At 59.3% G+C, this 11968-nt stretch carries 13 protein-coding genes; 9 read left to right on the top strand and 4 right to left on the bottom strand.

Annotation, left to right across the window (positions count from 1 at the left end):
- Nucleotides 1-42: 42 nt before the first annotated feature.
- The 3 genes from BM438_RS32020 to BM438_RS32010 all read right to left on the bottom strand — a co-directional run bounded on the left by BM438_RS32020 (nucleotide 43) and on the right by BM438_RS32010 (nucleotide 4611).
- On the bottom strand, nucleotides 43-1173 hold the full coding sequence (locus tag BM438_RS32020) for an acyl-CoA dehydrogenase family protein (protein ID WP_093643235.1): 1131 nt from the start codon (nucleotides 1171-1173) through the stop codon (nucleotides 43-45).
- Between the two features lie 12 nt (nucleotides 1174-1185).
- Complete coding sequence (locus BM438_RS32015; protein WP_093643232.1) at nucleotides 1186-2394, bottom strand: acyl-CoA dehydrogenase family protein; 1209 nt, start codon at nucleotides 2392-2394, stop codon at nucleotides 1186-1188.
- 96 nt (nucleotides 2395-2490) lie between these two features.
- Entirely contained in the window at nucleotides 2491-4611 is a 2121-nt protein-coding gene (locus tag BM438_RS32010; protein ID WP_093643229.1) for a 3-hydroxyacyl-CoA dehydrogenase NAD-binding domain-containing protein, read from the bottom strand.
- Between the two features lie 141 nt (nucleotides 4612-4752).
- Between BM438_RS32010 and BM438_RS32005 the strand changes: the two genes are divergently transcribed.
- From BM438_RS32005 to BM438_RS31970, 8 genes are all read left to right on the top strand, one after another.
- A complete protein-coding gene (locus BM438_RS32005) occupies nucleotides 4753-5661 on the top strand; it encodes a LysR family transcriptional regulator (protein WP_093643226.1) in 909 nt (302 codons plus the stop codon).
- A gap of 99 nt (nucleotides 5662-5760) precedes the next feature.
- A complete protein-coding gene (locus BM438_RS32000) occupies nucleotides 5761-5949 on the top strand; it encodes a hypothetical protein (protein ID WP_093643223.1) in 189 nt (62 codons plus the stop codon).
- Between the two features lie 372 nt (nucleotides 5950-6321).
- A complete protein-coding gene (locus BM438_RS31995; protein ID WP_244179509.1) occupies nucleotides 6322-7050 on the top strand; it encodes a transporter substrate-binding domain-containing protein in 729 nt (242 codons plus the stop codon).
- A gap of 13 nt (nucleotides 7051-7063) precedes the next feature.
- Nucleotides 7064-7741 (top strand): ABC transporter permease, encoded by a 678-nt coding sequence (locus tag BM438_RS31990; protein WP_093643216.1) that lies wholly within the window; start codon nucleotides 7064-7066, stop codon nucleotides 7739-7741.
- 3 nt (nucleotides 7742-7744) lie between these two features.
- Nucleotides 7745-8512 (top strand): ABC transporter permease, encoded by a 768-nt coding sequence (locus BM438_RS31985; RefSeq protein ID WP_093643213.1) that lies wholly within the window; start codon nucleotides 7745-7747, stop codon nucleotides 8510-8512.
- 75 nt (nucleotides 8513-8587) lie between these two features.
- On the top strand, nucleotides 8588-9193 hold the full coding sequence (locus tag BM438_RS31980) for a hypothetical protein (protein WP_143131796.1): 606 nt from the start codon (nucleotides 8588-8590) through the stop codon (nucleotides 9191-9193).
- A 28-nt stretch (nucleotides 9194-9221) separates the two neighbouring features.
- Complete coding sequence (locus BM438_RS31975; RefSeq protein WP_054040453.1) at nucleotides 9222-9977, top strand: amino acid ABC transporter ATP-binding protein; 756 nt, start codon at nucleotides 9222-9224, stop codon at nucleotides 9975-9977.
- Nucleotides 9978-10020: 43 nt separating this feature from the next.
- Complete coding sequence (locus BM438_RS31970; protein WP_093643207.1) at nucleotides 10021-10626, top strand: hypothetical protein; 606 nt, start codon at nucleotides 10021-10023, stop codon at nucleotides 10624-10626.
- A 46-nt stretch (nucleotides 10627-10672) separates the two neighbouring features.
- Here BM438_RS31970 and BM438_RS31965 read toward each other — a convergent pair whose 3' ends face one another.
- On the bottom strand, nucleotides 10673-11455 hold the full coding sequence (locus tag BM438_RS31965; protein WP_244179508.1) for a helix-turn-helix domain-containing protein: 783 nt from the start codon (nucleotides 11453-11455) through the stop codon (nucleotides 10673-10675).
- Here BM438_RS31965 and BM438_RS31960 point away from each other — a divergent pair.
- A complete protein-coding gene (locus tag BM438_RS31960; RefSeq protein WP_208620731.1) occupies nucleotides 11454-11903 on the top strand; it encodes a GNAT family N-acetyltransferase in 450 nt (149 codons plus the stop codon). The two genes, BM438_RS31965 and BM438_RS31960, sit on opposite strands and share 2 nt — an antisense overlap.
- Nucleotides 11904-11968 lie beyond the last annotated feature (65 nt).

Below are 11968 nucleotides of genomic sequence, written 5' to 3'. Positions count from 1 at the left end.
ACCACAGCGGCGCCGATTCGAAGCAAGCCTGGAAACCAGCTCTCACCCTCTACCAAGCGCGATAAACCGCTCGAGATGATGATCCTCGTCGCCCAACTGATGGTCGATCATCACAAGGCGCTTCGCATAGTGCGCCATCGGCAACTCCCACGTCATGCCGATACCGCCATGCAACTGAATACATTCCTCGGCGACCATCGTCCCTATCCTGCCGATGCTGTATTTCGCCGCTGACACCGCGCGTTCCCGCGCCGTACGCTCAGCGCCAAGCGCGGCCGCGGCATTGATCACCGCCGATCGCGCCTGCTCGATCTCGAGCAGCAGATCCGCCATCCGATGTTGCAACGCCTGGAAGCTGCCGATCGGCACGCCGAACTGCTTGCGCGTGCGCAGGTACTCGAGTGTGTAGTCTTTCGCGACATCCATCGCGCCGACCGCTTCGGAACACAACGCAAGCACGCCGCAACTGATCGCGTATTCGAGCGTCGCAAAGCCTTCTCCAGCTGCGCCGAGCAGCGCATCGTCTGCGAGCATGACGTTGTCGAAGGTGACCTCGGCCGCGCGGCCGCCGTCTATCTTGTGATAGCCGCGCACGCTGACACCCGCGGCGTCGCGCGGGACGAGAAAGAGCGTGATGCCGGCTTCGGCGTCGACAGCACCTGCGGTGCGTGCGGAGACCAGAAAAACGGAAGCGTTCTCGCCGTGCTGAACCACCGCTTTCGCGCCGTTCAACTGCCATGCGTTGCCAACGCGTTGAGCACTGGTTGTGACGCGCGACAGTTCGTAGTGGCCGTCCGGCTCACCATGCCCGAGCGCAACGATCCGGGATCCGTCGATCAATTCGCCAAGCGCGGCCTTTTGCGCTTCATTGCCGCCCCGCGCGATCGCCTGACCGACGATCAGCGTATCGAGAAACGGCTCGACTACGAGGCCGCGACCCAGGCTTTCGAATACGACGGCGATATCGAAGCCGCCACCGCCAAATCCGCCCTGCGATTCATCGAACAACGCGCCGATAATGCCGAGTTCCGCGAAGCGATTCCACAGGTCGGCGCTGAAACCTTCGGGCGAACCTGCGATGCGGTCGCGCGTTTCGAACGCATATTGCTCGGTGACAAAACGGTTGAGCGTATCCGCCAGCATGCGGCGGTCTTCGGTGTGCTGGAAATTCATGGCGTGCGCCCCTTACAGTCCCAGGATCATTTTAGAAATGATGTTCTTCTGGATTTCGTTGGAGCCGCCGAAGATCGACAGCTTGCGGTTGTTGAAGTAGAGCGAGGCAGTGCTCGCGGCTTCGTCTGGACCGACTGGCGTGCCCTCGAAGCCATCGTGCAAGGCTTCCTCGACAAACGGCTGCGCATACGGTCCCATCGCGCGGCGCGTGAGCGAGGAGATCTCCTGGCGAATCTCGGTGCCGCGAATCTTCAGCATCGAACTCTCGGCGCCCGGCACGCCGCCGCCGGCCACCGCCGCGATAACACGCAGATTGGTGGTCTTCATGTTCTCCAGATCGATCTCGACGCGCGCCATGCGTGCGGCAAACGACGGATCTTCCGCGAGCGGCCTGCCGTTGCGCTGCTGCTTCGCGGCGATCTTGCGTAGCCGGTTAAACGCGGCCACTGAGAAACCGACGCCCGCGATATTGGTGCGCTCATACGTAAGCAGGTACTTGGCGTAGGTCCAGCCTTTGTTCTCTTCGCCCACGAGGTTCTCGACCGGTACACGCACGTCGGTGAAGAAGACTTCGTTGACTTCATGCTCGCCGTCGAGCGTGATGATCGGGCGCACTTCGACGCCTGGCGTGTTCATGTCGATCAGCAGAAAACTGATGCCTTCCTGCTTGCGCACGTCGGTGGCGCTGCGCACGAGGCAGAAGATCATGTTCGCGTAGTGGCCGAGTGTGGTCCACGTCTTCTGACCGTTGACGATGTAGTGCTCGCCTTGCGCGTCGCTGCCGCGTACCGCGGTGGTCTTGACCGATGCGAGGTCCGAGCCGGCGCCCGGTTCCGAGTAGCCCTGGCACCACCAGTCCGAGCCATCGAGAATGCGCGGCAACCAGTGGCGCTTTTGCGCTTCGTTGCCGTATTTGATCAACACCGGGCCGAGCATGTTGACGCCGAACGGCACGACGCGCGGTGCGCCCGCCAATGCGCATTCATTCTCGAAGATAAATTTCTGCGCGGCGTTCCAGCCCGGGCCGCCGTACTCCTTCGGCCAATGATTGGCGAGCCAGCCTTGTGTGTTGAGAATCGCGTGCCACTCGGCCATGTCGTCGCGCGTGAGGCGACGGCCGCCGTGTACTTTTTCGGAGAGGCGTTGCGGGAGTTTGTCACGCAAAAACCGCTGCACGTCAGTGCGAAAAGCCTCTTCTTCAGGTGTGAAGTTCAGATCCATAGCGGGTTCTTCCCTAGATATTTACCGGACCGGCGGGTGAGCGGGCAGACGAGCGCGCCCCCTGTCGGTCGAGAATGCTCCAAATAACGTGCTGTCTCAAGCTGACTGGTTGAGGCTCGCGAAATCGGCCCCGCGCTCGACCAGATCGACCAGCAGCGGCGACGCGCGCCAGAACAGCGGGTCTTCTTTGGCGAATTCACGAATGTCCGCGAGAACCGTGGCGAGGCCTACGCTATCGGCGTATTTCATCGGACCACCGCGATAGCGCGGAAAGCCGTAGCCATAGAGGAAGGTCACGTCGACATCGAGCGGCCGCAGCGCGATGCCTTCGTGCACGACATTGGCGCCTTCGTTGATCATCGCGGCCATGTAGCGGCGCATGATTTCTTCGTCGGTGAACGTGCGCGGCGTGATGCCGGCGCGCTCGCGTTCGGCGTCGATGATGGCCTCGACTTCAGGGTCGGGTGCGCCGCTGCGCGAACCTTCGGGGTACAGATAAAAACCACGGCCGGTCTTCTGGCCGAACCAGCCGCGTTCGCAAAGACGGTCGGCGATCTGCACGTAGCGCGCGTTGGGGTTCCGTGTGGCCGCGCGCCGCTTGCGCGCAGCCCAACCGATGTCGCCGCCTGCCAGGTCGACCACCTGGAACGGGCCCATCGGGAAGCCGAACGCACGCACGGCCGCGTCGATCTGGTACGGCGACGCGCCGTCTTCCATCATCGCGTCGGCCGCGCTGCGATACACCGCCAGCACGCGATTGCCGATGAAACCGTCGCACACGCCGGCCCGCACCGGCGTCTTGCGCAGCTTCTTGGCGAGTTCGAACGCGGTGGCCACCACGTCGGCGCTGACCTGCTTCGGCACCACCACTTCCAGCAGCTTCATGATGTTGGCGGGGGAGAAGAAGTGCAGGCCGATCACATCCGCAGGACGGGAAATACTGGCCGCAATCGCGTCGATGTCGAGATACGACGTGTTGGTGGCGAGCACGGCGCCCGGTTTGCAAACGCGATCGAGTTCGGCAAACACGGCTTTTTTCACCGACAGGTCTTCGAATACCGCTTCGATCACCAGATCGGTGTCGGCGAGCGCGTCGTATGAAGTGCTGCCTTGCCAGCGTGTCATCACGTCGGCTTTCTTTTCCGCGCTCATGCGGCCTTTGGCGATCAGGCCGTCGTAGACCTTTTCGATGTGCGCGCGACCGCGTGCGAGCGACGCGTCGTCGCGCTCGATCATCGTCACCGGCAGGCCGGCATCGAGCACGGCGACGGCAATGCCCGCGCCCATCGTGCCGCCACCCACCACGCCGATCTTGTTCAGCGCGCGTGGTTTGGTATCGCGTGTTTCCGGGGCTTTGAGCACTTCGCGTTCGGCGAAGAACGCGTGAATCAGGCCGGCGCGCTGCGGGCTGTCGATGCATTCGAGGAACAGTTTGCGTTCGAGTCGCAGGCCTTCTTCGAAAGGCTGTTCGATAGCGGCTTCCACGGCGTCGACGATCTTTAACGGGGAAAACAGGCCGCGCGATTTCTTCGCTGTTTCTGCGCGTGCTGCGGTGACGGCGGCGAGGCTCGCTGCGCGGTCGCTGAGCGCCGCGGCATCGCGCGTGCGGCGCACCGGCGCATGAGCGGCCAGCAGTTCCTGCGCGTAGGCGAGTCCTTCGGCGAGGATGTCGTCACTGCTACCGAACCGGTCGATGAGGCCAAGCGCGAGCGCTTCTTTCGCGCTGGCGTGGCGGCCGCTCAAGATCAGGTCGAGGGCGGCCTGCGCGCCGATCAGACGCGGCGTACGCTGTGTGCCGCCTGCGCCCGGCAGCAGGCCCAGTTGCACTTCAGGCAAACCGAGCTTCGCGCCATTCACGGCGAGACGGTAGTGCGCTGCGAGCGCCACTTCCAGGCCGCCGCCGAGCGCAGCGCCGTGAATAGCGGCCACCACCGGCTTCGAACATGCCTCGATACGGTTGCACACGTCCGGCAGTGACGGCGGCACCGGCGGCTTGCCGAACTCGCGAATGTCCGCACCCGCGATGAAGTTGCGCCCGGCGCCGACGATCAGCACGGCTTCGATCGCCTTGTCGGCATCCGCTGCTTCGATGGCGGCGAGCAGGCCGCGCCGCACGTCGGCGGACAAGGCGTTGACCGGTGCGTGGTCGATGGTCACCAGCAGGACTTTGCCGCGCAATTCGCGCGTTACAACGTCGGCGGAAGGGTTGAGGGTCATCGTGTCGTCTCCTGATTGATATCGGGGCAGAGTGGGCATACCGGGCCTGGCGAATTCTCCGATTGTGGGTTGGTCAAGGTTTATTGACAATTGCATAGACGGTTGACAGACTGTCAAAGATATTTTGACAAAGGTTATGCCATGGACGTCAATTCGCTGACCTTGCTGGTCGATATCCTCGACGCGGGCAACCTGAGCGAAGCCGCGCGCCGGCTGAAAATGAGCCGAGCGAATGTGAGTTACCACCTGAACCAGCTGGAGCGCTCGATCGGGCTGCAGCTGGTCAGGCGCACCACGCGCCGGGTCGAAGCGACTGAAATCGGTCTGCAGTTATACGAGCATGGCCGCACCATTCAGAATGCGCTGCTGGCCGCGCGCGAATCGGTGACTACGCTCGGGCAGAGCTTGCAGGGGCGGGTGCGGTTGAGTGTGCCGAGCGGTTACGGGCAACTGGTGATGTCGGACTGGCTGATCGCGTTCAAGCGTCTGTATCCGGGCATCGTGCTGGACGTGATGTTCGAGAATCGGGTCGAGGACCTGATGCGCGACGAGGTCGACATCGCGGTTCGGGTGATGTCGGAGCCGCCGCAGAATCTCGTCGCACGAGACATGGGGCCGGTGCGATACGTTGCCTGCGCGTCGCCGGAATTTGCTGCAAGCCGCGGTATGCCGGTGCGTCTCGACGAATTGCGCACAGCGCCCTTGATTACGGCGGCGGTGGTCGGCAGGCAGTTGCGGGTGGCGGCGTATCTGCGCGACGAACGCCACGAAGTACTGCTTGAGCCGACGATTATTTCCGAGAACTTCCTGTTCTTGCGCCAGGCGGTGCTGGCTGGTCTAGGCGTCGGTCTGGTGCCGGACTACGTGGTGCAGGACGACCTGCGCCGCGGCGACGTGGTGACGGCGCTCGATGAATGGCGTCTAAGCATCTTCGGTACGAACATGTACCTGCTCTACATGCCGAATCGGCATCACACGCGGGCGGCAGCGAGTTTTATCGAGTTCATCCTTGAGCAGGCGCACGGAAGTGGCAGAGGGGTGGCTGCTTGAGTCGGAACGAAGCGCCGGTGCCTCACTCGCGGGTATGCTTAACAAAACGGCGAGATAGCCGTGCATCTGGCAGCACATCAAACTTCAGGGGAGAGGGAGATGAAATGGGCAATCGCATGTATCGCGCTACTTGCAATCGCCATCGTCATTGTGTTGGTCTCGCGTCTCCCGAGTGAGGATGCCATTCGCCTCGCCGGCTACGCGGCCACTGCGGCTTTCGCCGCATTGGTCGGCTTCCTGATTCGCTGGCGAGCAAATCGCGCTCAACGAAACAAGCGCGCTGGCTGAACATGATCACACGCGCCGGGTATTCACCCGACCCGCGTGACAGCCCTGCAGCGCCTCGCTTCCCGCACGCTCGCTAAACCCATCGAACACCTGCTTCCATCCCGTCTCCGGGAAGGTCGACGCACGTCCCGAGTTTCGTCTGTGGCACGACCTTCGACCCATCCCACGGCACCCAACCAAGCGTAAACCCGATTAGGGAATTTGCATAAAATTAAAATATTGACGTTAAATTAACGACGGGCTACCTTTACTTCTAATGCGACGGAACATCCGGGGCGCAGCAATCGCGACGAGAGAGTTGCCATGTCACACAGCCTGTTTCAACGTTTTCGAGGATTGGTCACCTGCGCCCTGGCGGCGACAGCGTTGGTCATGTCGGTGCCCGCTTTTTCCGAGGGCGACACGCTGAGAGTCGCCACAGAGGGCACCTATCCTCCGTGGAGCTTTAAAGATGCCTCCGGCCAGCTACAGGGTTTCGATGTGGACATTGCGAATGCCCTCTGCGCACAGATGAAGGTGAAATGCCAGATCGTTGCGCAGGCATGGGACGGCATCATTCCCGGTCTTCAGGCCAATCGGTATGACGTAATCGTTGCGTCGATGTCGACAACGCCCGCGCGCCGCAAACAGGTGCTGTTCACCAACAAGTACAAGGACACGACGTCCAGTTTTATCGCGGCGAAAGACAGCGGGATCAAGGACGTGTCGCCTGCGGGTCTGAAAGGCAAACGCATCGGCGTTCAACGCGGCGCCTCGCAACACCAGTGGTTGGTCGCCAACGGCTACGACAAGACGGCGTCACTTGTTCTGTATGACGATACGCGTCAGCCGGAATTGGACCTCGTTGCCGGTCGTGTCGACCTCATCATCGGCAACAAGGCAACCTTTTACTCAGACTTCTTCAAACGGCCTGACTCGAAAGACTTTGCGTTTGTCGGACCCGAATTCAAAGGCGGCGTACTCGGAGACGGAAACGCAATTGCCGTTCGTCTCGACAACGCCGAGCTCTGTAATCGGATTAACGCTGCGTTGGCCGCAATCATGGCGAACGGCACCTACGATCAGATCAGAAAGAAGTACTTCCCTTTCTCTCTGATGTAATGCGGGAGCCAGCATGGTCGATTTCACTTTGAATGGTTATGGCGGGCTCATCCTGCTCGGGGCCGTGACGACGTTGCTGGTCGCACTCGCGGCCACAGCGATCGGCTCGGTCATCGGGATCCTGATGGCCGCTGCCAAGTTGTCTCCCATGCGGATTCTCAGTCATTTCGCCGGGGCCTACACAACCACGATACGAGGTGTTCCGGACCTGCTGGTCATCTTCCTGGTGTACTACGGCGGCAGCGCAACCCTTTCTCATGTCCTCGGCCGATCCATTGAAATCAATGCGTTCGGTGCGGGTGCGGTGTCGCTTGGACTGGTGTTTGGCGCCTATGCAACGGAGATCTTCCGGGGTGCGATTCTGGAGGTTCCGCGCGGGCAGTTTGAAGCCGCCGCAGCGCTGGGGTTGACGGGTACGGGGAGTTTTGTCCACGTTATTGCACCCCAGGCGTGGCGCCTCGCAGTCCCGGCTTTCGGGAATCAACTGACCGTACTCCTGAAAGAAACGGCGCTGGTTTCGCTGGTTGGCCTGGAAGACTTGATGCGAAGAACAGGCTTCGCTGTTGAGGCAACCAATCGCCCATTCTTCTTTTACCTTGTTGCCGGCGTGCTGTACTTTGTTCTCAGCTTCGCCCTGACAAATGTCTTTAGTACGGTTCGACGCAAGACGTCGACCGCATTGGCGAGGTGAGCCATGTTTGATTTCTCATTGCTCATTTCGAGTCTTCCGCGTCTGCTTGCTGCGTTGCCCGTCACGCTTGAGTTGTTTGTCTGCATCGTGGTTGTGGGTCTCATTGTGGGTGTGCCCACAGCGCTCATGGGATTGAGTTCGTCGAAGGTTCTGAGCGCTTGCGTCAAGTTTTATATCGGCGCATTTCGCGGCACGCCGGCGCTCGTGCAACTGTTCTTTCTCTACTATGGATTTGGACAGTTCTCTTTTATTCGACACTCCGTGTTCTGGCCGCTTCTGCGTGACCCGTTCACCTGCGCCGTCATTGCGCTGGGGTTGAATTCGGGCGCGTACACGGCGCGCATTTTGATGGGGGCACTGTCTGCGGTGCCCAAAGGCATCGTGGAAGCTGCCGAGGCACTCGGGCTAAGTCGAGCTTCGATACTCAGCCGCGTTAAAGCGCCGATCGCCATTCGTATTGCAATCCCCGCGTACGCCAACGAAACGATTCTGAACCTGAAGGCGACGTCGCTGGCATCGACGGTGACCATCATGGAATTGACGGGAACGTCGAAGCTATTGGTGAGTGAGACATATGCGCCATATGAGATTTTCGTCGGAGCGGGATTGATTTATCTCGCGATGACGTTCTTTCTGTCGCATGCGTTCCGGATCCTCGAGCAGAACATCGCACGCAGAACAGGCAAGGACACCAACGTCGCCAATCCTCGAAAACCTAAGCAACCCGCAATGCTGAAGTCTTCAGATTCTGGCGACACCCACATAGCCTAGTCTTCTTGCAGCACATCTTTATAGGCGGACTCATGTTCCCGAGTCCCCTACACAAAGTTAATGGAGAAACGCAAATTGCTTCGGTTTCTGACACTTGGGCCCAGTGGTAGCAATCACGAGTTTGTGACTGCCCGATACATTCAACATCACGGTCTGGAAGAAAAAGCATCGATGACTCTGGTGTTGAGCTTTGACGAGGCCGCGCGCATGGTGATCGACGGCGAGGCCGACTATATCGTTCAGGTTGCAGTGCATCCTTCGACGGTCGACATCGTCGCGAAGTACCGCAAGCAATTGTTCGTCATCGATGCCTTCGTCTCTTCCAGCAAAGACATGGCGGTGGTGACCCGAGTTGATATCGGTACGCCACGAACGCTCGCACTTCAACCGGCCACGCGTGACTATGTCAATACAGATGGACTGACGCTCATTCCGGAGACGTCGACGGCGTCGGTTGCGGATGGACTTCTCTCGGGCAAATACGAAAGTGGTCTGACGTACTCGTCTCTTGCAATCGAAAACCCCACGCGGTTCAGAATCGACGAGCGAATCGGTACCGTTGACGATCCGTGGATTGTCTATGGCCGTGAGCGATTATCCGATGGCCAGGTTGTAGCCTGGAAGGAGAGCCCGGCAGCTCGGGCATTCCACGCCCAGACACCTACGCGGCTCGATAGCTGAGCTGCACGAAATGCACAGGATTTCCGCTATGAACACGGTACCGAACAACGAACTCGCGATATCGATCAAGGGACTCTCAAAGAGTTTCGGCGCGTTCAATGTACTCAACTCAATTTCGCTGCATGTCCGACGAGGTGAAAAGATTGTTCTGTGCGGGCCGTCCGGTTCTGGAAAATCGACCCTGATTCGCTGCGTGAATCGACTTGAGAAGCATGATTCGGGAGATGTTCACGTCGACGGAATCGAGCTCACCGACGATGCGAAACACGTGCGCATGGTGCGTGCCGACGTTGGCATGGTGTTTCAGCATTTCAATCTGTTCCCGCACATGACGGTGCTGGAAAACTGCACCTTGGCGCCGATGCGCGTTCGCGGACTGAAGCGGAAGGAGGCGGAAGCGCGGGCGCTTGAAATGCTTGAACGTGTTCGCGTTGCGAGCCATGCCACGAAATACCCCGCGCAGCTTTCCGGTGGTCAACAGCAACGAGTCGCTATCGCAAGAGCGCTTTGCATGTCGCCCACTATCATGCTTCTCGACGAACCGACATCGGCGCTTGACCCGGAGATGGTCAGAGAGGTGCTCGATACGCTTACGCTGCTCGCACAAGACGGCATGACTATGCTTTGCGTCACGCACGAAATGGGATTCGCAAGAGCGGTGGCCGACCGCATTCTGTTCATGGACCAAGGCGAAATCGTGGAAGACAGCGAGCCCGCCGATTTCTTCGACGCACCGAAGACTGAACGCGCGAAGCGCTTCCTCAGTCAGATGATTCAAAAATGAATGCGCCACGTTGAAGATGCGCGCGAATTTTCAGGAGTAAAGCATGGCCACAATCAGGTTTGGCACGCTCGGCCCATCCGGGACGAACCACGAGTACGTGACTCGTCGTTACATTGAATTCCACGGGCTTGAGGCCGAGGTCAAACTCTTCGGCAATTTCGACGATGCCCTGGCTGCGTTTGACGCGGACGAAATCGACTATCTTGTTCAGTGCGCGGTTCATCCAGATACCCCACGCGTGATGGGCAGTAACTTCCGCGAGAGATTCGTTGTCGACACCTTTATTTCGCCGAGTCAGACATTGGCGATCCTCACGCGTAAAGAGGTGAGCAAGCCGGAAACAATCTCGCTGGTTTCCCCTGCAACGGATGAATACGCCGACCTCAGTTCGTATTCGAAACTGATTCCGGCGGTCTCAATTCCAGTGGCCTTCGAGCGACTGATGAAAGGAGAGTGCGATTCCGCGCTTGTCTATCGATACTATTTTGATTCTCAACCGGAGAAGCTGCGGGTGGATGCAACGATCGGTTCGCCCGATGACGCGTGGATTGTGTACGGCCGGGAGCGTGTTGGGGCAGGAGAGATTGTCGCCAGTCGGGAGAGCGTCGTAGCAAAGCAATTCGCAGAACTGCAGCGGTCACAGCGGTAAACCGACATGTGCGAGAGGCCGATGCAGGAGCGGTGGCCTCAATTTTCTAGCTGTATTCCCGGATGTTGAAGAATACGGCGAGAAATTTGACCGGCACGCTCTCGATGTCTTCCGGACCATGCGCCGCATTCGGGTCGAACAGCAAACTATCACCGGGCTGCAGATCGTAGAGCCGATTGGCGTACCGGTATTTCATCTTGCCTTCAAGCACGTGAAGGAACTGGATTCCAGTTGTCTGGTGGGTTGACCAGGGTTGGGACTTCTCGTCGAGCGTAACGACATACGGTTCCACGGAAAGATTGCCTGACAATACGTGGCCAACGAGCCGATAGATGTGGCCGTACGACGAACCTTCCCGGTCGACAGTCACGCCTTGTCCAGCGGGTACGAACGAGCAGTCGTGACGTTCACTCTGGTCGACGAAAAAGCGCGACACCGGTTTGCCCAAAGCATTCGCAAGCCGCGTAAGCGTTTCTATCGATGGAGTCGCCGTTCCTTTTTCGATTCTCGAGAGCATCGAATGCGAAATGCCGGCCATTTTCGCGAGCGTGCCTGAAGCGATTCCTGCTGACGTTCGAAAGGCATGAATCTGCGCAGACAAAGCACGGGACACTTTTTCTACTGCGGGGTCGACCTGCTTCTCTGCTACCTCAATGTCCGGAGATTCTCCAGCGGGTGGCTGGTTCTGAGATTTTGGCATGGCGCCTTCAGTGAAGGAACAGTTCAAAGATGACTTCGTGTTGCCATTATATGAGGCATTGCCGTGGATGAGTGTCAGGCCAACAGCTTTTTGACCGCACCGCGCGAGATAGTAAAAGGGGATCACCATGACGCATATCCGTCCTGTTGCACCGACCGATGCACATTCTGTTGCGCATCTTGTGGATGAGCTTCTGAGGGAGCTTCTCAATGGTGAACTTGAACCTGCGGGCCGAGTGTCTATCGCCGAAGCCGTTCTGAGCCAAACGAATCGCTGCTTCGGATATGTGGCGCTCGAAGGCGAGAGTCCGGTAGGCGTAATTCTAATGACAGAAGGCGTGGCGATATACGCGGGAGGAGCCTTCGGACAGATCACGGAGCTATACGTCCGGCCGGAATGCCGGTCGGGTGGAGTAGCTGCAGCGCTGGTCCGCGAGGCCACGAAGTTCGGCAAGGAGCGAGGATGGAAGCGACTCGACGTCGGCGCGCCAGATCAGCCACGGTGGGCCAGGACGCTTGCGTTCTATCTGTCCGCGGGTTTTGTTGAAGTTGGGCCACGGTTGCGTCTGGATTTGTGATGATGTCCGTGAGGCGCATTTCGCCGCTGCTACAATGCTTCTCACAAGACGGCCGCGATACGCTC

The organism is Paraburkholderia aspalathi, from assembly GCF_900116445.1.
GTDB lineage: Bacteria > Pseudomonadota > Gammaproteobacteria > Burkholderiales > Burkholderiaceae > Paraburkholderia > Paraburkholderia aspalathi.
This window is presented reverse-complemented; position numbering and strand designations above follow the sequence as displayed.

Excerpts from the sequence above, each read along its gene's own strand:
- BM438_RS31995 (WP_244179509.1), top strand. The coding sequence starts at position 6,322 with ATGTCGGTGCCCGCTTTTTCCGAGGGCGACACGCTGAGAGTCGCCACA.
- BM438_RS31960 (WP_208620731.1), top strand. The coding sequence starts at position 11,454 with ATGACGCATATCCGTCCTGTTGCACCGACCGATGCACATTCTGTTGCG.
- BM438_RS31985 (WP_093643213.1), top strand. The coding sequence starts at position 7,745 with ATGTTTGATTTCTCATTGCTCATTTCGAGTCTTCCGCGTCTGCTTGCT.
- BM438_RS31990 (WP_093643216.1), top strand. The coding sequence starts at position 7,064 with ATGGTCGATTTCACTTTGAATGGTTATGGCGGGCTCATCCTGCTCGGG.
- BM438_RS32020 (WP_093643235.1), bottom strand. The coding sequence starts at position 1,173 with ATGAATTTCCAGCACACCGAAGACCGCCGCATGCTGGCGGATACGCTC.
- BM438_RS31965 (WP_244179508.1), bottom strand. The coding sequence starts at position 11,455 with ATGGTGATCCCCTTTTACTATCTCGCGCGGTGCGGTCAAAAAGCTGTT.
- BM438_RS32010 (WP_093643229.1), bottom strand. The coding sequence starts at position 4,611 with ATGACCCTCAACCCTTCCGCCGACGTTGTAACGCGCGAATTGCGCGGC.
- BM438_RS31975 (WP_054040453.1), top strand. The coding sequence starts at position 9,222 with ATGAACACGGTACCGAACAACGAACTCGCGATATCGATCAAGGGACTC.
- BM438_RS32015 (WP_093643232.1), bottom strand. The coding sequence starts at position 2,394 with ATGGATCTGAACTTCACACCTGAAGAAGAGGCTTTTCGCACTGACGTG.
- BM438_RS32005 (WP_093643226.1), top strand. The coding sequence starts at position 4,753 with ATGGACGTCAATTCGCTGACCTTGCTGGTCGATATCCTCGACGCGGGC.
- BM438_RS31970 (WP_093643207.1), top strand. The coding sequence starts at position 10,021 with ATGGCCACAATCAGGTTTGGCACGCTCGGCCCATCCGGGACGAACCAC.
- BM438_RS32000 (WP_093643223.1), top strand. The coding sequence starts at position 5,761 with ATGAAATGGGCAATCGCATGTATCGCGCTACTTGCAATCGCCATCGTC.